General features: G+C 41.8%; 14 protein-coding genes. 7 read left to right on the top strand and 7 right to left on the bottom strand.

All coding sequences use genetic code 11. The features are described 5' to 3' along the window. Positions 1-98: 98 nt before the first annotated feature. Positions 99-503: a response regulator gene (locus tag ACN222_RS02190; RefSeq protein WP_010994618.1), complete on the bottom strand. Its 405-nt coding sequence runs from the start codon at positions 501-503 to the stop codon at positions 99-101. Between the two features lie 226 nt (positions 504-729). Between ACN222_RS02190 and gyrA the strand changes: the two genes are divergently transcribed. Beyond that, the gene (gene gyrA / locus ACN222_RS02185; protein ID WP_010994617.1) at positions 730-3237 is read left to right on the top strand and encodes a DNA gyrase subunit A; all 2508 of its coding nucleotides are present in this window, start codon (positions 730-732) and stop codon (positions 3235-3237) included. Positions 3238-3302: 65 nt separating this feature from the next. On the opposite strand, the gene ACN222_RS02180 is transcribed toward gyrA, so the two are convergent. After that, positions 3303-4988 (bottom strand): NAD-binding protein, encoded by a 1686-nt coding sequence (locus tag ACN222_RS02180; RefSeq protein WP_010994616.1) that lies wholly within the window; start codon positions 4986-4988, stop codon positions 3303-3305. 251 nt (positions 4989-5239) lie between these two features. Between ACN222_RS02180 and ACN222_RS02175 the strand changes: the two genes are divergently transcribed. From ACN222_RS02175 to ACN222_RS02165, 3 genes are all read left to right on the top strand, one after another. Beyond that, entirely contained in the window at positions 5240-5998 is a 759-nt protein-coding gene (locus ACN222_RS02175) for an ABC transporter ATP-binding protein (RefSeq protein WP_010994615.1), read from the top strand. Positions 5999-6336: 338 nt separating this feature from the next. After that, positions 6337-8370: a serine/threonine-protein kinase gene (locus tag ACN222_RS02170; protein ID WP_010994614.1), complete on the top strand. Its 2034-nt coding sequence runs from the start codon at positions 6337-6339 to the stop codon at positions 8368-8370. 269 nt (positions 8371-8639) lie between these two features. Further along, on the top strand, positions 8640-8945 hold the full coding sequence (locus tag ACN222_RS02165; RefSeq protein ID WP_010994613.1) for a DUF4090 family protein: 306 nt from the start codon (positions 8640-8642) through the stop codon (positions 8943-8945). A 270-nt stretch (positions 8946-9215) separates the two neighbouring features. On the opposite strand, the gene ACN222_RS02160 is transcribed toward ACN222_RS02165, so the two are convergent. Then, the gene (locus tag ACN222_RS02160; protein ID WP_010994612.1) at positions 9216-10628 is read right to left on the bottom strand and encodes a DUF3370 domain-containing protein; all 1413 of its coding nucleotides are present in this window, start codon (positions 10626-10628) and stop codon (positions 9216-9218) included. 230 nt (positions 10629-10858) lie between these two features. On the opposite strand from ACN222_RS02160, the gene ACN222_RS02155 reads away from it, so the two are divergent. Together ACN222_RS02155 and ACN222_RS02150 are read left to right on the top strand one after the other, a co-directional pair. Beyond that, positions 10859-11245, top strand: coding sequence for a hypothetical protein (locus ACN222_RS02155; RefSeq protein WP_010994611.1), 387 nt, complete (start codon positions 10859-10861; stop codon positions 11243-11245). After that, a complete protein-coding gene (locus ACN222_RS02150) occupies positions 11245-11577 on the top strand; it encodes a hypothetical protein (protein WP_010994610.1) in 333 nt (110 codons plus the stop codon). Before ACN222_RS02155 ends, ACN222_RS02150 begins: the two co-directional genes overlap by 1 nt. Before the next feature lie 270 nt (positions 11578-11847). Here ACN222_RS02150 and ACN222_RS02145 read toward each other — a convergent pair whose 3' ends face one another. Beyond that, positions 11848-12279 (bottom strand): pentapeptide repeat-containing protein, encoded by a 432-nt coding sequence (locus ACN222_RS02145; RefSeq protein ID WP_010994609.1) that lies wholly within the window; start codon positions 12277-12279, stop codon positions 11848-11850. Between the two features lie 613 nt (positions 12280-12892). On the opposite strand from ACN222_RS02145, the gene ACN222_RS02140 reads away from it, so the two are divergent. After that, positions 12893-15673, top strand: coding sequence for a zinc-dependent metalloprotease (locus ACN222_RS02140; protein WP_010994608.1), 2781 nt, complete (start codon positions 12893-12895; stop codon positions 15671-15673). Between the two features lie 63 nt (positions 15674-15736). On the opposite strand, the gene ACN222_RS02135 is transcribed toward ACN222_RS02140, so the two are convergent. The 3 genes from ACN222_RS02135 to ACN222_RS02125 form a co-directional block, all read right to left on the bottom strand. Beyond that, positions 15737-15964, bottom strand: a complete 228-nt coding sequence (locus ACN222_RS02135) for a hypothetical protein (RefSeq protein ID WP_126987330.1) — start codon at positions 15962-15964, stop codon at positions 15737-15739. Between the two features lie 177 nt (positions 15965-16141). Then, on the bottom strand, positions 16142-17152 hold the full coding sequence (locus ACN222_RS02130) for an SDR family oxidoreductase (RefSeq protein ID WP_044520621.1): 1011 nt from the start codon (positions 17150-17152) through the stop codon (positions 16142-16144). A 459-nt stretch (positions 17153-17611) separates the two neighbouring features. Further along, complete coding sequence (locus tag ACN222_RS02125) at positions 17612-18442, bottom strand: response regulator (RefSeq protein ID WP_010994605.1); 831 nt, start codon at positions 18440-18442, stop codon at positions 17612-17614. Positions 18443-18561 lie beyond the last annotated feature (119 nt).

Here is an 18561-nt window from a genome sequence, read left to right as displayed (position 1 = left end):
TTATTACTCATACTTCGTAGTACGTTTATACTATAAAATTGGGAACCATCACCCAAAAAAAGACTAGATGATGGTTCCTGAAAAAATTTATGAAGCGTTCAGTGGTTGTCACTGGGGAGGAGAGCTATGATTTGGTCAACGAATTGCTGGTGGTCTACAACAGGCTTAGATATGTAGCCATCAGCACCACTCAGCCGGAGAAAATTCTCGCGATCGCCTTCCATAGCGTGTGCTGTGACGAGAATTACTGGTAAGTTGGCTGTTTGGGGGTCAGATTTTAACATTTGTGTAATCTTGATCCCATCCACAGATTTACCTTGATAAACACTCCTAGATAGAGAAACATCCATCAAAATCAGGTCTGCCTCTCCTAACTGAGCAATTTTCATCACCTCATCTACATTTTCAGTATGTTTCACGCCTAAGCCACCGCGCTTGGTCAAAATTTTGGAAAAAACACGAGCATTAATTAGATCGTCTTCGACAATCAAAACAGTTTTCATGAGAATTTTATTTATAGAGGTAATGGGATGACAATCTGAATAAACACAGTTGTCTAGCTTCTTTTTAGTATCAATATGCTTTGCTGTCATCAAGGATAATACTACGGCTTTTTATCCGGTGATCATCAATATTGTGTTATGAATCCCATTTCATCCGTTATGCTGTGTTTGCTGCCGTGTTTAGTGCAAGCGACTTTTATGTAATTCAATCTCAGGGAAAAAACTCATGGCAAAACAGTTAAACCTTCTCTCCACGGGACAGGTAATCACAACAGCCCTGCACACAGAGATGCAACGGTCTTATCTTGAATATGCCATGAGTGTGATTGTTGGCCGAGCATTACCAGATGTTCGTGATGGCTTAAAGCCAGTTCATCGGCGGATTTTATATGCCATGCACGAACTTGGTTTGACCCCCGATAGACCATACCGGAAATGCGCCCGTGTGGTGGGGGATGTGCTGGGTAAATACCACCCTCATGGCGATCAAGCTGTTTATGATGCTTTGGTGAGGCTGGTGCAGGATTTTTCCAGCCGTTACCCTTTACTGGGTGGACATGGCAATTTTGGCAGCGTCGATAATGACCCACCGGCGGCGATGCGTTACACAGAAACGCGCCTAGCTCCCATTAGTCATGAGGGAATGCTGACAGAAATTGGTGAAGAAACTGTGGAATTTGTGGGTAACTTTGATAACTCCCAACAAGAGCCGACAGTATTACCTGCTCAGTTACCGTTTTTATTGCTGAATGGTTGTTCCGGAATTGCGGTGGGGATGGCGACAAATATTCCCCCCCATAATTTAGGAGAAATAGTTGATGGTTTAATTGCGCTCATCGACCAACCAGATTTAGCCGATGAAAAATTATTAGAGTTAATACCGGGGCCAGACTTTCCGACAGGTGGGGAAATAGTTGGTGAGGCTGGGATTCGGGAAGCTTATATCACGGGTAAAGGCAGTATTGTTCTCAGAGGTGTGGCTACCGTTGAAGAAGTTCCTGGCGGTAGGGGAAGTAAACGCCGAATGGCAATTATCGTGACTGAATTGCCGTATCAGGTGAATAAGGCTGGCTGGATTGAAAAAGTCGCGGAATTAGTCAATCAAGGCCGCCTGCAAGGAATTTCTGATCTGCGGGATGAAAGCGATCGCGAAGGAATGCGGGTGGTGATTGAACTCAAACGTGATACAAATCCCCAAGAAGTTCTCCAGCATTTGTATCATCAAACAGCTTTGCAAACTAACTTTGGGGCAATTCTTTTGGCTATTGTTGAGGGACAACCCAGGCAGTTAAGTTTGCGGCAATTGTTACAGGAGTTTTTGAATTTCCGAGAAAACACCCTCAATCGTCGCTACAGTTACGAGTTGGGTAAAGCAGCCAGCAGATTAAATACAGTTGAAGGATTGCTCAAAGCCTTATCTAAATTAGATGAGGTCATCGGAATTTTGCGACAAGCACCCGATGGAAGTACGGCGAAAGTTACCCTGTGTAGCCGACTAGATTTGAGTGAAGACCAAGCAGATGCAATTTTGTCCATGCCATTGCGTCGCCTCACCAGTTTAGAACAGCAGAACTTACAGCGTGAGTTTGGCGAACTGAGCGAACAGATAACTTTGTTAGATAGGTTATTAAGCGATCGCAAAGAATTACTCAAGGCGCTGAAAAAAGATTTGCGATCGCTCAAACGAAAATACGGCGATCCTCGACGCACCAAGTTAGGCGCTAAAAGTTTGGAGGAACTACCCAAAAATAAAAAGGCCGACAAACAAAACAGTTCTGCCAAAACAGATGAAGATACAGAAAATCTTTCACCTTTAGAGCCTGCGGAAGAAGCGATTTTAGAGATCACCCATCGGGGATACTTACGCCGGATTCAGCCAGGGAAAAAATCTAAGGTGGAAAATGGTCTGCTAGAGCATGACTTCATTATCCAAACCAACATCACCGATACCCACAAAGAATTATTAATACTTACCAACGGCGGTAAACTCTACCCTGTAAAAGTGGGAGATATTCCCCCCACCACTGGACGTTCACCCAGGGGAACACCATTGATTACCATGCTAACCAGCACAGCCCAAGGTAATCAAGAACCAGTAGTCAGCCGCCTTTTACTGCCCGAAAATTTGGCGGCTCAACAATTAATTCTTTTAACTAAGCAGGGGAGAATTAAACGTTTATCTTTGGAAGAATTAACTAACTTGACTCGTCGCGGGGTGACGATTTTAAAACTCAAAGATGATGATGAATTGCTCTTAACTCAGTTTAGTAAACCAGGACAGCAACTAATTTTGGCTAGTTCCGGGGGACGATTGTTGAGATTCTCCACCAATGATGAACAACTACCGATTATGGGTAGGACGGCGATGGGTTTACAAGCATTCCGGCTGCTGAGAAATCAGCGTATGGTTGGTTGCGTGAACGCAGCACAAGCAGAGCATTTATTATTAGTCACCGAAGAAGGATACGCTAAACGCTTGCCAGTCAATCAAATCAAGTCAGCAAATCGGGGTGACTTAGGTACACAATCCATGAAATTTGTCAACAAAACCGACAATCTCGCGGCTATGGTAGGGGCAAATACCTCTGGTGAAATGGCACTACTTACCAATAGAGAGCGAGTAGTACGGATACCCACAGACACAGTACCGATTTTGCCCAGGGATGGTAAAGGTGAAAGTATCCTCCAACTTAACCGCGACGAAAAAGTGATTGCTGTTGTGGAAGTGAGGTAGGTTTAGGGATTAGGGACTGGGTACTGGTAGAAGGAACAGTGTCCCACCTTCCCCAATCCCACAAACTAGGCATTACACGCCCGTTCGTCGCGCCACAATTTATATAGCTGATTAGCTGGCATTGTTAAATATAAAACATCACCTTCGCTCAGGTATGTTGCTAATAAGTTCCAGCCGTGAACCCTTTGACCATTAGCTTCTACGTATAAAGGCACGAACTCAGCCGACATGGCTATATCTTTAACCACATGACCACAAAAAGGATGTGACGGTGTAATTAAAGTGGCAAATGCTACCCAAAGTTTATCTGCTGTGATGCCGTTACCAAGGATGCGTCCGCCCAAAGCCGCCGCCGCAAAGGCCGGCGCTGCCAATTCTGCTGAACTTAATACCGCCTCAAAGTCAAATACTTGTTGTGCTATACCTGCAAAATCAGGGTCGGCATAGTGGACAATTACGGGAATTTTCGGGGCTAAACCTTTAGCTTTCAGGGCAATCTCTAGGTTAGTAGCATCATTATTAGTTACAGCCAGCACGGCGGACGCAGAGTTTATATTGCTGGTTTTGAGGGTGGTACGGAAACTGGCATCGCCTTGAATTACGGGAATACCTAACCCACGTACAGAGTTGACGTATTTATTGTTGGAGTCAGTTTCAATCACTACCACATCATAACCACTGGTGTGGAGTTGCTGAACAATTTTGCTACCAACACCGCTTAAACCACAGACAATATAGTGATGACGCTGGGGAATCCGGGCTGCATCCCAAAATTGCTTGAAGCGTGTACCCAGAATAAAATCTGTGATCATGGCATACCAAATACCAATCACCACAGCGCCAACCAGCATCATAACCACAGTGAATAATTTGATACTGTTAGGAGCATTTTCTGCTACCTTGTCATTACCACCTGCACCAGTAATCATACCTACAGAAAAATAGAGCGCATCAACCATAGATAAGCTCAATTCAGTAGACATATAGGTGAGGGTGGCAATCATAACGATCGCCAGTAAAACGATCGCCCCTACAATTATTGATTGTCCATGTTGTTGAAATTGCCGCAAACTAGTGAGAACTTTCAGGCATTTTTTGATTAAGGATCGTCTAGTAGAACGGACACGGGGTTGGATACCCACGATTAAGCGATCGCCTATTCTTAAATGTTGTCCAGACAGTACCGCCGATACCAAACTCATCTCCCCTTCCACAGGTAAGTAATAAATTGGCATCCGTGTCGGACACTCCCACAGCTCACTTAACTTACGACCAAGCCAGGGATGATTTTCATCAATATATTCTTCTTGGACAGGCCAAGTCTGCTCATATAACTTGATCTGCCCAATTGCTTGATTTCCCAAAGCAGCGAAAGTAAATAACGGTGCGGCTAATCCAATCACACTCATACTCAGGTGTTCTGGCAGAGTTTGATCTAGGCGATCGCCTAAATTAATATTGTAAAAGCGGTTAATAATCCGAATATGCGGATTCAGCACCCTTGCCTGCATCATAATTGACAAATTTACAGCATCATCCGAGCTAGCAATCACCAAAGTTTGTGCTTGATGAATCCCTGCTGCTGCTAGGGTAGCAGCTGTTTGTAAATTGCCAATAATTACATCTCCCCCAGCTTCGCCAGGGATGGGTTTGTGATGAATACCTACTACAAACGCACCCTGCTGTCTCAGCAAACGGAAGATTTTATATCCAGTTCGTCCTAAGCCACAAACAATAATTCGAGGTTTCATGTGACAGCAGCATCGTTTATAGGTAGGGCTGCACTTCTATTGATTAATCAACATTGTGGCTTAATTGCATCTGGCATAACTGTAACTGAAAACACGTTATGTTGGGGATTGGGGATTGGGGATTAGGGATTGGGGAGAAATTTGTGGAGGTTATTTGAAAAGTATTATTGCTAACATAAAAGTCTTACACATATAAATACCCCTTCCCAATAGGAAGAGTTAATTTACCAAATATTAATTACCAATTAACCATGTCAAACACAATTTCTCTTACCGATTCCCTCGTTCCTAATCCTGTACCACAGTCAGCAATTATTCGCCTAGAAAGCATTTTTAAGGTTTATGGTATTGGGGAAACTGAAGTTAAAGCTCTCAATGATGTGAATTTGGTAATTAATGAGGGTGAGTATTGTTCCATTATGGGGCCTTCGGGTTCTGGTAAATCCACAGCGATGAATATTATTGGCTGTTTGGATCGTCCTACAGAAGGACATTATTATTTAGATGGTTTGGATGTGGCGCAAATGAATGATAAAGATTTGGCACATATCCGCAACAGAAAACTGGGGTTTGTGTTTCAACAATTCCATTTGTTGCCCCAACTATCGGCTTTAGAAAACGTTATGCTACCGATGGTTTATGCTGATGTTACCCCCAACGAAAGACGCGATCGCGCGACAGAAGCTTTGATTCGTGTAGGCTTAGAAAAACGTCTCAACAACAAACCTACTCAATTATCAGGTGGACAACAACAAAGAGTAGCGATCGCCCGTGCCATTGTCAATCGTCCCGTTGTCCTCTTAGCAGATGAACCAACAGGCGCACTTGATTCCCGCACTACCCAAGAAGTATTAGATATTTTTACCGAGTTAAATAGCGGAGGAATTACTGTAGTTATGGTGACGCATGAACCAGAAGTTGCTCGTCAAACCAAACGCATTGTATGGTTTAAAGACGGTCAAGTAGTTCATGCCCACATGACACCTACTGATTTAACAGATGGCTTTTAAATTCTCAAGTCATGGGTTAGTATATCTTTCCCCCCTGCTCCCGAAGTTCGCCCGGAGGGAAACCCTCCTTGCGACTTCTCTTCCTGCTCCCCTGCCTCTTCCCAATCCCCAATTCAATTCGGAATATTCTATAATCTGGAGAATAATAAATTATCTAGCTCTCCCAGTTTTGCTGTACAAAGCAAGACTGTTTAGCATTTACCAGGATTTACGATATAAAAGCGCCCCAAATTCCTCAGCCAGCGTCGTCTACCAAACGTATGTGAGAGCTACTCTTCACCAAGGGAATTTCGGGACAAAGTTCATATACATTTTCATGCAGCCGCGCCTGTCAGAACATGATCTGCTGCTTAAATCCAGATTGCCTAAATCCATTAAATCCTGATGGAAAAAAGTCGTGTCAAAGTTGTGGTACTACCTTAGTACCGCTTTTGAGAAATCGTTTTCGTGTTGTTCGAGTACTTTCTGATGAGGGGGGATTTGGCAGAACTTATTTATCAGAAGATAAAGATAAATTAAATGAACCTTGTGTTATTAAGCAACTAGCACCGAAATTTCAAGGTACTTGGTCGCAAAAAAAAGCTGTGGAGTTATTTGCTGAGGAAGCCAAGCGCTTACAAGAACTTGGTGAACACCCCCAAATTCCCACATTGATGGCTTATTTTGAGCAAGATAACTGCCTATATTTGGTGCAGCAGTTTATTAATGGGCAAAATCTCCTCAAGGAGTTGCAGCAGCGTAAGAATTATCGACCAGGAGAAATTCAAGCAATTTTGCTAGATTTACTGCCTGTTCTTAAGTTTATCCACGATCGCGGTGTGATTCATCGAGATATCAAACCCGAAAATATTATCCGGTGTCGCACCGATGGGCGTTTAAATCTCATTGACTTTGGTTCATCTAAACAATTAACCGCCAAGGTACAGAATTTCGGCACATCAATTGGTTCACATGGTTACTCACCACTAGAACAAATTCGGGATGGTAAGGCTTATGCTGCTAGTGATTTGTTTGCCTTGGGGGCTACCTGCTTTCACCTTATAACTAGCGTTTCGCCATTCCAATTGTGGATGGAACACGGTTATAGCTGGGTGTCCAATTGGCGGCAATATTTACACAGTCCCTTAACGCCTGAATTAGATTTTGTGCTGGACAAGCTGTTGCAAAAAGACCTCAAACACCGCTACACATCGGCTGATGAAGTCATTAAAGATATCACTCCCAAACAGCCCCTCGCCTTACCAGCCGCCGGCCAGACTTCTGGAAAAATCCCTGTACCTCAGACAACATATTTATCTAAGCTACCTAAGAAATATTCCCTGCTAAGAAGTGTAGTCTTGCTTAGTGCTTTAGTCTTGCTATTTGGTTTTAGCGAATCTTGGTTTAGCCAGTATCTACAGATTTACAGCAGTTTATCCGCCAGATTAACTCAAAATAAGTCTGGTCAAGTGGTTTTAGCACAGCCCCAAAAAACAACCTTGAGAACTATTTCTCTGGCTAATACTCTTCCTGACGATGAAAACGCGTTTGTTTCCCTGGCTATTAGTCCTAATGGTCAGATCATAGCTAGCTGTGGTAGCGATCGCACCATTAAAATTTGGCAGTTGGCTACAGGTGAAGATATTTCCAGCTTGAAGGGACACTCAAGAAAAGTAAATGCTGTAGTTTTTAGCCCAGATGGGAAAACCTTAGTTAGTGGTGGTGACGATAACACTATCAAAATCTGGAATCTGAAAACCGGGAAAGTAATTCGCACCATAACAGGACATAGCGATGCAGTTCATACCCTCGCCATCAGTCCCAACGGCAAAACCTTAGTTAGTGGTAGTGATGATAACACCGTTAAGGTCTGGAATTTAAACACAGGAAGATTGATTAATACCCTCACCGGACATACATTTTGGGTACGTTCCGTTGCTATTAGTCCCGATGGTGTGAATATTGCTAGTGGCAGTTTTGATAAAACTGTGAAAATTTGGAACTTAGAAACTGGAACTTTAACTCACACACTGGCGGGAAATGGCGAAACAGTCACATCAATTGCCTTTAATCCAGATGGTAACACTCTGGCCAGTGCCAGCCGCGATCGCACCATTAAAATTTGGAAGGTAGGCGCAGGTACTAGAGTCCGTACATTAAAAGGTAGTACAGAAACAATTACATCAATTGCCTTTAGCCCCGATGGTAACACCCTCGCCAGTGCCAGCCGCGACCAGACTATCAAGTTGTGGAATTTAGAAACTGGTAAGGAAATTCGCACCCTAGAAGGACATGAAAATACTGTGACAACTGTGGCTTTTACTCCCGACGGCGCAAACCTAGTTAGTGGTAGTGGAGATAACACTATGAGAATTTGGCGTATTGGTAATTGATTAGGGCTTATGCACTCAGGTTGTCTGTTGAGTTTGGGTGTGGGGGTTTTAAATATTACGCGATGTGCAACTTATTTTTGAAACCCCTCTCCAAACCTCTCCCCGAAGCGGAGAGAGGCTTTGAATCTTGCTCCCCTTCCCTCGCAGGGAAGGGGTTGGGGGTTAGGTTTGAGAGAAAGTTGCACACGGCGTAATATTGCTGTTTCAGCTAAAAATCTGGGGATCTAATTGACTGGTAAAATATACCTATAAAATTAGAATAAATTATCATGACTGCTGAAACTAACGTAGCCAATTCTGATACGAAAGGTGCTGATGCTATTGATGAAGCGATCGCTAAAGGTATCGATTTTGATGGTACACCTATTCCCCCTGTAAAACTAGACCTATATCACAAAGTTATGGCATTGGAAGCCAATAGACAGCGTAGTGGTGTATCTAATACTATGCGATCGCGCATTATCCGTATTGGCGCAAAACATATTCCTCAAGCAGAACTTGATCAATTGCTCATAGAAGCAGGCTTTGCACCCCTGAAAGAAAAAGACATTGCCTTTTTCTACGGCGGTAAGTAAGTTTGCGCGTAGGCCTAGCCTACGCATAATTTTGAGATATATTTCCAACCCCATCTTTCATGCGCCGAGATTCGATGTGGCTGATTTACAGGCTTGGTTGCAGGGGCGAATTGATTCAGCTAACTAAATGGGTAGAAGTTGTGCTTCTTGTCTCCAGACATCATTTGCAATGATGAGAAGTATTCTTTACTCAATATTAGGCAGTATCAATCAATAAAAATAGCAAATTGTGCTTTGTCTCTAGCTTAAATTGCTTTTAAATTTCTCATCCTACAAAGTTCTCACAGTCAAAATCTGGGGTGGTGTGGAATCTGGTGGATAAATTACATCTACCTGCACATTGCGTCTAGTTGATGGTGGCATAACAAACTGTACTAATGGTTCTAAAACCTGTCCGGTTCTGTGCCATAAATGTACGTAACGCGTCTTTTGTTTTCCCTGGTCATCAAAGTAACGTAGCCTGACTGTACCTCGGAAAAAGGGAAAGTCTAGGGAAGGTTTACGAAAGCGTACACCACCTTGAGATAACTTATCTTCCTTTAACGGTGTTGCTAAAGTAACAGTCACCTTTTGGGTTTGGTTAGTGTTATTCTTCAAGGGCAAGTTGAGATTATATTCCACACCGTAATTACCATGCGCTTCATAAGCTGTATCAGGATAACGCGCCAGCATCTTAGCGGTTTGGCTTTGTCCTGTACCTAATCGACCACCACGCAGAGTCACTATAGGATAAGAAATAGCCTTGCCGACTTGAGGTATGGTGAGAGTAGTTGCCTGGGGATTATCAGTGAGAATGGCTTGCCATTGGGAACCTTGAGAAACACCAGCTACGCGCCCATAAATCAACGCCCCACTGGTAGCATTGGGTGGGGTAGGCGTTTTATCCCGTGGCCCTGCAAAGTTACCATTGTTGAGTAAAGCTTGCCATTCAGCCATAGTAGGCGCACGGTCAGAACCATCAGTATTCTTCTTGGCAAACATAGCCAAACTGGCTGTATAAATTTTATCACTACTCCGTAAACGCAAAAAACTTGATCGACCATTGACAGGTCTTGCCAAATTCCGCACAGGAATAGGATGATTTAGCAACATCCGGCTTTGTCCAGGGGGAATCACCAACTTAGCAGGAAAATCAGCCTGTCGCACACCCCGCAGCACATCAGCAACAGCCCTAGCCCCTGGCCCTGAGTAGGCTTTACCATCGTTATTTTCTATGTAGGGGGGTAAGGTGACAAAAGGTGCATCCTGCATGAGATAACTGGCTGCTTGCAAGACATCGACCGTCACAGGTTTTTTCCCAGGATTATTGACAATGACCCCCAAGTAAAGCGTTTGTAAATCCTTGGGAGTATGGGTGTAATGGTGAGCGAATAAATCAAACCGTCCCTGAAAAGGAAAATTGAGGTGTGCTGCTGGTGTTTTTTTACCATTTGTGGGGAAAGTAGACAGCAAAATTCCCTCAGTTTTTACCCACTCTGGGCTATTACTGTTAAATACAGGGATGTTATCTAACTTTCCTGGTAAAGCCCTGATTTCTCCTGGTTCTACAACAATTTGAGGTTCTGCTTTAGGTGAAGTTTGGGCAACGGCGGAATCATCTGGATTATTTGTGCAGCCGATAGTTTGAGTAAGAGTAAGTCCTAATGCAAGTATAAATAAAGGGGAAAATAGCGTATTTGGCATAGGAGATGTGGTGTTAAAGACAACTTATTTTAACTACAACTTTATGTATGCTAATTTCTGAGAGCGATCGCTGTTTTTATGCAGGTATAATTAACGTAGTGAATCACATATAGTTATAGCTCTATCTATATCATTGATTTTTTAGATAAATATCTTAGGAATACTCAATTTTTTATAGTTATAGGTTAAATTTGAAGTTAGTTTAGTGTTTCAGGTCTGGAATCAGTTAAATGGAAATACTTATTGAGTCCACAAAAGAATTTGAACACGATTTAAACAAGTTTAATAATAAAGAAAAATTTAAAATAATTAAAAAGCTCAATCGCTACGTTGAGTTGTTATCAAAAAATAAAAAGTTATTAGAAAATCAAGCTTTTAGATTGAAAGATATCAAGCTTGATGCAGATTATGAATCTTCTCTTTACGCTTTGATTATCGATAAAGATGTCAGATTAATAATTACTATTGACGACGATCCAATTTTTGACGTGACGGTGATAACGTTATTTAGAGTAGTCCATACGGAAGATGCTTCAAAAGCTTACAATTCAATAGCTGAATCTCTCTATCACGATTTCAGTATTAAAAATCAAGAACTTGAGGTTCGCTCTAACTGATGTCACGGATTAAGCCACTTTTAGATGAGCATGGTGTTATTCATGAGGCTATGGATATCTTACCTGATCATCTAAAAATTGATTTTCTAGAAGCTTTGGCAGAACTAGAAGATCATGAATGTCATAGAACTAGAACTTTTCCCAAAACTAGACTCCGTAAAGTCAAAGGTATCAAACAGGCAATATATCGTGCTGATATCGATAAATTATCAGGATGGCGACTTCATCTTCAGTATATTGAAGGCAAGATTCATTTAAAAGATATTATCGATGGTCAACGTCATGATGATGTTATTGAAGTAATTAAATCCAAAAAACATAGGTATGATTAGTCATTATATTTAATTCAATAAATTATTGTTAGAGGGTGGTAATTGGTAATTGGTAAACTGCTAATAAAATTAACGTGCGCCTCCGTTAGAGACTCGCGTTAATTTTAGGCAATCTTTCTACCCAGTTAATTTTGACAGATTGCGGGTGTTCATATCCCCGACTTTTCCAAAAAGTAGGATATCTATGACCCCTCATAGTGTGTTTGGTGAACTACTAGAGCGGTTAAAAGTCACGAATGCAGTTGTGATTAAAGTCATGATTTTCTAGTTTTATCTAGAATAACCACTGTATAACGCACCGAATAAGATAGCTCCTCTTAAATCAGCATTAGCCAGAACAGCGCCTTCTAAATCAGCATTGTAGAGTTCGGCATTGATGAGTTTAACATTTGTCAAATTAGTAGCGCTTAAACTAGCATCGCTAGCAAAAACTTGGCTCAAATTAGCTCCTTTAAGGTTTGCACCAGTTAAATCAGCGCCTTCTAGGTTGGCAAGTTTGAGGTTGGCTCCTGCTAAATTGGCGTTTCTTAAGTCAGCACCGATTAAGTGAGCTTGCTGTAAGTTTGCTCCTGTCAGGTTACATCCCGGACAACTCTTAGTAGTTAATAATTGTTGGATGTGTTGGGGATTTGCCGCTTGTGCTGGAGCAGTTAGAGCAATTGTACTTAGTAGTGCTGTTGTGGCTAAAATCTCTAGTTTCATCTTTATCACCTCATATAGTCATTAGCTAAGAACCACGTCTTTGAGAAAACTTTGGTACAGAACTAATAAAGTGTTCTATAAATAGGTTCCTTTAAATGAGTAGCTTTTGCCCTCATACGTATGGGGTATAAAAAGTGTGAGATTTATTAGGTTGACGCTGAAGTAATTTGATGGAGCCACTACCAGAAGGGTGGTTTATACCAGTATATTGATGATAATTTTTTACTGAAAAATATTATAGCGATCGCTCTCCTCGGTTGCAGACTCTCTCTACGTTTCTTATTCAACAGCTTTTCAACGTAGCATCTATTACATTTTTTCAGATTCAATGCAGATATACTTCCGTTACATCTATCTTGAGACTTATAAAATATCTGTCTTAAGAAATAAATATTGCTAAATCAATAATTTTATTTTATAAATGAAAAATCGCAGAATAACGCTCACGGCATTCAAATCACACACTGCTTTTGGGTTAGCAGTGTTGTTTGACTCAAGTAAATTTATGTACCTGTAAGTTCTGAACATCACCTAAGTGTTTGTACAGATTACAGACGATGAATTAATCTACATTTTTTCTACAGGAAAACCGCTTCAGGCAGAAAAATAAAGGATGAGATACTGGTTAATTAGATTAGTAATATTTGTAGCCTTTCTGTATAGTTTCTTACTCAATACTAATTATGTAAGAGCCGAGCAACTAACACGCCTTGATATAGAGCAATTCAACACATACCCGGTAATGGAAAACTTAGCTGTTGCCGAAAATAATCGTGGGGAGAAACCACAGGAAGATTTTTGGCGATTTCGTGAGTTGGTTAAAGGAACAAAGAAACTACAAGGGCTATTTACTCTTTATAGTCGGGAAAATTTTGGTGATGTTTTTTTAGAAATTAAGCCAGAACAATTAAATAAAAATTACTTAGCTACGGTGACATTAGAGTCGGGTGTGGGGGAAAGCGGTATTTATAGCGGTTCACCCCTGGCTGATTATCTGTTCTATTTTCAGCGAGTCAATAATAATTTGCACTTTGTCGTGCGTAATGTTAAATTCCGTACAGAAGCAAGTCAACCAGAAGAGCGATCGCTTGCTCGTTCATTTAGCGATTCAGTTCTTTACTCACTACCCATTAATAGCATTGATTCACGTAGTAAAAATATTCTCATAAACTTAGACGACCTGCTGATGCAGGACTTTCCCGGCTTAACACCTCTATTGAAATACTCTTTGCAGGCAGACTATCGCCTAGAAGCAAGTAAATCCTATTTTGGTAATGTCAACAGCTTGCCAGAAAATCTAGAAATTGATGCAGTTTATGGTTTTTTCTCACCAGAAGGAGCAAATTTAGTTACCTTACCCGATAGCCGAGCGCTTACCCTCAAGGTACACTACAGTTTTTCCCAACTTCAAGAAAACAATGGCTATATTCCCCGGCTAGCAGATGACCGAGTTGGATATTTCATTACAGCTTTTCAGGACTTCTCGAATCACAACACGCAAGAATCCTTTGTACGTTATATCAATCGGTGGCATCTAGAACCATCTGACCCGAATGCACCTTCATCTGTACCCAAACAACCGATAGTGTTTTGGATTGAAAATGCTGTACCCCAGCAGTACCGCCAAGCGATTCGGGAAGGTGTACTGATGTGGAATAAAGCATTTGCTAAAGCCGGATTTGCCAACGCTATTGAAGTGCGACAAATGCCAGATGATGCCGACTGGCAACCAGCCGATGTCCGCTACAATACTATTCGCTGGTTCAATTCTCTAGATGCAGGTTTTGCCAAAGGACCAGTCCGTGTCAACCCCCTCACGGGAGAAATTTTGGATGCAGATATCATCATCGATGCCAATATGGTGCTGTCAGTTCAGCATGAGTACCGAGCGTTGATGAATGATGGTTTGTCTTTGGGGGATATGTGCAGAGAGGTAGGAAGCAGGGGGGCAGGGGGCAGGGGGGCAGGGAGCAGGGAGCAGGAGGATATTAACCAATATTCTTCCCCCACACCCCCACACCCCTACACCCCCACACCCCTCCATTCCTCCGAACTTTGCTATAGCCAAAATACTTCTGAGCAAGCCGCTATGGGGGCTTTGGCGTTATCACTTTTGCAAAATACTCAACCTAGTAATGAAGCGATGCAGGAATATGTGCATCAATATTTGCGCTATCTTGTGGCTCATGAAGTCGGTCATACTCTGGGTTTGCGCCACAACTTTCACGGTAGTACTATGTTAGCGCCCCAAGAATTAAATAATAGAGAAATCACTCGCGCCAAAGGTTTAGTGGGTTCGGTGATGGACTATCTACCTGTGAACATTGCACCCCAGGGGGTAGAACAAGGGGATTATTTTCCCGGAGTGATTGGCCCCTATGATGAATGGGCGATTGAGTACGGTTATAGATACAGCCCTCATAGAGTAGATGAGGTAGTTACCCCGGAAGTAGAAAGGAGTTTTTTACAGCAAATTGCCTTAGCATCGCCGCAACCAGAATTATCTTACGCTACAGATGAGGATATTTGGGATATCAATCCTTTGGCAAATGTCTGGGATATGAGTAGTGATGTGCTGGTTTATTCGCAATGGCAAATGGATAACGCCCGCGCCATGTGGCAACGCCTGGACGAGCATTATCTACCCAAAGGAGAAAGCTATAGTCATTTGCGTGTTTTATTTAATAAAGTATTGAAATATTATTTTCGTAACGCTGCTTTACTTTCTAAATATATTGGTGGGCAATCTTTTCGCCGGACTCACGTTAGTGATGATAGTTCCTGGGCATTTGTGCCAGTTCCCCTAAGCAAACAACGTCAAGCTTTAGCAGAATTACAAGAGTATGTATTTGCTGAAGATGCTTTTAGTTTTTCACCAAAATTACTTAATCAGTTAGCTCCGTCCCGTTGGCAACATTGGGGCAGTTCTGTACCCAACAACCGCCTTGACTATCCCATTCACGAACGTGTTTTGAATTTTCAACGCTTTATTTTGCGATCGCTCTTAGATAGTGAGCGTCTGCATCGTTTACAAGATATAGAACTTAAAAGCCCTTCTGAGCAAGCCCTTTCTATACCAGAATTATTCGACACCTTGCAACAAGGTATTTGGACGGAGGTTTTCAGCACAGCAGAACCAAAGCCAATTTCTAGCATCCGCCGTTCGTTACAACGAGAATATCTAGATATTTTGCTGGAAATGGTCTTACATCATCTTGATATACCCGAAGATGGCAGCACACTAGCTTGGTATGAATTACGCCAACTGCAAAACGCTATTGACACCCAACTCAAGCAATGGGGTAAACAAGGGGATATTTACACCTTAGCCCACTTGCAATTTTCTAGCGATCGCATCACCAAAGCATTGAATGCAGGTTTACTTTCTCAATAAAACAAAAATATATATGTATCCACATTCAAAAACAAATGTGGATACTTGTCACCTACTTTGCAGCTATGATGCCCTATCTCTAACTATTTGTGGTACTGCGTTACGTCCAAACACATCACAGCCTCTAGCACCTCGGAACCAATACTTACCATCGTGGTTGGTTACATATCTGTCTTGAGGACAGCCATAGAACACAAGGGGGCCTTGTTGTCCTCCACTGAAGACTTCAGCCAGTTTATTATCCAATTCTGTGAGTAAATTAGAGCTATATCTAAAACTTTGATTTGACATGATTGTTAGCCTCACTTACGCAATTAGGCGATCGCTCACCTTAGTAACCAACAATAAACGTGGCTCACTGAGTATTCATAAATCTAAAGATAGAACTTGATCATTGACTTGTTAAAGATATATGTAAGTACAGAAATCAAGGCTATTTCCATCCAAAATCTAGAATGATTTTTCTATTCAATTGCGCTTAAGAGCTTGGGCTGTGAGTAAAGCTAATACTGTACCGGCAGCGATCGCACCCCATTGTAATGGTGGATTCTGTTCTAGAAAATCGGAAATGCTGGGGATGACTAAGTTGCTGTAGTCGCCATCTACTCTGTCGTGTTCTGGGACTGGTTGGTAAAAGTTATTTGCCCCAGCTTCAGATTTGGGTTCGCCAGAAATATGTTGAGATTGGAAGCCAACCAAGAGTAACAATGAATCTGTTAACGCTGGCGAGATGCGATGTAATAAATCCAGTATCTTAGCTACATCTCCAACTAATAAATCACGAGTTGGATGTTCGGCTGCATAGAGAATGGCGTTAGCTACTAACCTGGGATCATAGTATGGCGGTGTTCCTGAAGGTTTGACTCCTAACTTTGTTAAACCATTATTCCAGAAAGGGGTGTTGATGACGGCTGGTTTAATACTAGTGACGCTAATCGGCCATTTATCATGGATCAATTCCAGGCGCATAGCATCAATAAACCCATCTACCCCATGTTTTGATGAGGAATAAGCACTTTGGTATGGTAGAGATCGCCTAGCTTCCATTGAAGATATGTGAATCAATGCACCCCGTCCCTCACGCTTCAAATGGGGGAGTGCAGCCATCGCACCGTATACTTGCCCCATCAGGTTGACATCGATGACGTGTTTAAATTCTTCTGGTGTAATATCATCGAAATTGGCAAACAGTCCAATAGCTGAAACGTGTACCCAAGTATCAAGTCTGCCATATACCTCTACAGTTTTATCAGCGATCGCCTTAACTTGCTCAAATTTTTCCACGTTAGCGACTACAGCAATTGCTTCACCACCAAAGTCTGTAATCTCTCTCACCAAAGACTCTAGCCCTGATTGGCTACGGGCAGAAACAACAACCTTAGCCCCACGTTGAGCAAAGCGAATAGCCGCTTCTCGTCCAATCCCACTAGCAGCCCCAACGACGGAAACAACCTGCTGATTGATTGGTTTTAGTTGCATAAATATTACTCCTTTTAGTGAGTCTAAAGTTCGTTGTCATTGAGCAGTTAAAAACCAATTTTTCAGCACATATAGCTGGGGACTGGGTGAAAAGTCTTGTTGTGTCTAGGTTGTATCATCTATTAATGTCCTAAAACTACTGGCGACAGCTATACTAGGAAGTGCATAAATACTGCTGTTACAAATTTCATCAATGAAAGTTGCTCAGAAAATGCTTCAGGAGTTAACTTGAATATAAAAAAGTTAACAAATCCAATCTAATGGTAATAATTTGTTAATTACTCTATCAACAGATGGGGATGAATTTAATTCTTACTCTACTTTAGAAGTAAGTTAACAAATTTAAATTTATTCCCCTAATCTGTAATTCATAACATATGGAATAATTTAGCACTTGCCTTGATTTAACAGCACTATAGGCATTATATGAAATTTTTACGTCGTACTATCGTGGCGGCTTTAAACTTTTACTAATTCTTCCTTATTTTTAGAACATAATCGCCAAGCATGGGGAGGTAACCCGTGATGTTGACGAAATTGACGGGAGAAATGACAAACGTGTTGATATCCCAATAATCTAGAAATTTGCTCTACAGTCTCATCGCTATTTTGAAGTAAACGACGAGCTTCCGCCATCCGACGTTTGACAATCCAGTTATTGATAGTATCTCCTGTCTGCTTGGCTACGCGATTAGTCAAATAAGCAGGGGAATAACCCACCGCAGCCGCTACGTCACAGAGAGTAATCCCTTGGTGAAAATAAGCTTCAATAAAGTCGAAAACCTCTTTTAACTGAGGAACAGCCGGAAAAATGGATTGAGAATCAGGAGGAGTTTTTTGTACAGCACTAGCTGTAGAGGCTGGTTTTGCAGTTTTCTGGAGGAGATTATTACACCAGTTTTTCACAGATGCTTGCTTGCGTAAACGGGTGGCGATCGCTTTGAGTAATTCGTCTAGGGTAGATGGTTTGGTAATATAATCATCAGCACCCAACTCCATACCCTTACGAAGATCTCCCCTCATATCGCTAGCAGTCAGAAAAATGAAGGGAATACCTGCTGTTAAAGAGTCTTGGCGTAGGATGGTGAGAACACTATAACCATCCATCTGAGGCATCATAATATCGCAAATAATTATATCTGGCAGATGTTCTTGTGCCTTTTGAACACCCACCACACCATTTTCAGCACCTATGACATTAAACCCTTCAATTTTCAGTCCCTTTAAGTAGAGATTGCGGGTAACTGTATCATCTTCAATGACCAGAATTGTATTTAATGATTCCTGCATTGTTTTTCCGTGAATATAAGTTTGGTTCTTACCAATCTCTGCGTTCAGAATTCAGCAGAGTCTATTTATTCCAACTGATAAACGTTAAGTTACAGAAATTTAACATTTATAACTTGGAG

It is taken from the genome of Anabaena sp. FACHB-595 (assembly GCF_048568275.1).
GTDB lineage: Bacteria > Cyanobacteriota > Cyanobacteriia > Cyanobacteriales > Nostocaceae > Trichormus.
This window is presented reverse-complemented; position numbering and strand designations above follow the sequence as displayed.

What these genes read in the sequence shown, in the direction of transcription:
- ACN222_RS02190 (WP_010994618.1), bottom strand. Translation starts at nt 503, where the DNA reads ATGAAAACTGTTTTGATTGTCGAAGACGATCTAATTAATGCTCGTGTT.
- gyrA (WP_010994617.1), top strand. Translation starts at nt 730, where the DNA reads ATGGCAAAACAGTTAAACCTTCTCTCCACGGGACAGGTAATCACAACA.
- ACN222_RS02180 (WP_010994616.1), bottom strand. Translation starts at nt 4,988, where the DNA reads ATGAAACCTCGAATTATTGTTTGTGGCTTAGGACGAACTGGATATAAA.
- ACN222_RS02175 (WP_010994615.1), top strand. Translation starts at nt 5,240, where the DNA reads ATGTCAAACACAATTTCTCTTACCGATTCCCTCGTTCCTAATCCTGTA.
- ACN222_RS02170 (WP_010994614.1), top strand. Translation starts at nt 6,337, where the DNA reads ATGATCTGCTGCTTAAATCCAGATTGCCTAAATCCATTAAATCCTGAT.
- ACN222_RS02165 (WP_010994613.1), top strand. Translation starts at nt 8,640, where the DNA reads ATGACTGCTGAAACTAACGTAGCCAATTCTGATACGAAAGGTGCTGAT.
- ACN222_RS02160 (WP_010994612.1), bottom strand. Translation starts at nt 10,628, where the DNA reads ATGCCAAATACGCTATTTTCCCCTTTATTTATACTTGCATTAGGACTT.
- ACN222_RS02155 (WP_010994611.1), top strand. Translation starts at nt 10,859, where the DNA reads ATGGAAATACTTATTGAGTCCACAAAAGAATTTGAACACGATTTAAAC.
- ACN222_RS02150 (WP_010994610.1), top strand. Translation starts at nt 11,245, where the DNA reads ATGTCACGGATTAAGCCACTTTTAGATGAGCATGGTGTTATTCATGAG.
- ACN222_RS02145 (WP_010994609.1), bottom strand. Translation starts at nt 12,279, where the DNA reads ATGAAACTAGAGATTTTAGCCACAACAGCACTACTAAGTACAATTGCT.
- ACN222_RS02140 (WP_010994608.1), top strand. Translation starts at nt 12,893, where the DNA reads ATGAGATACTGGTTAATTAGATTAGTAATATTTGTAGCCTTTCTGTAT.
- ACN222_RS02135 (WP_126987330.1), bottom strand. Translation starts at nt 15,964, where the DNA reads ATGTCAAATCAAAGTTTTAGATATAGCTCTAATTTACTCACAGAATTG.
- ACN222_RS02130 (WP_044520621.1), bottom strand. Translation starts at nt 17,152, where the DNA reads ATGCAACTAAAACCAATCAATCAGCAGGTTGTTTCCGTCGTTGGGGCT.
- ACN222_RS02125 (WP_010994605.1), bottom strand. Translation starts at nt 18,442, where the DNA reads ATGCAGGAATCATTAAATACAATTCTGGTCATTGAAGATGATACAGTT.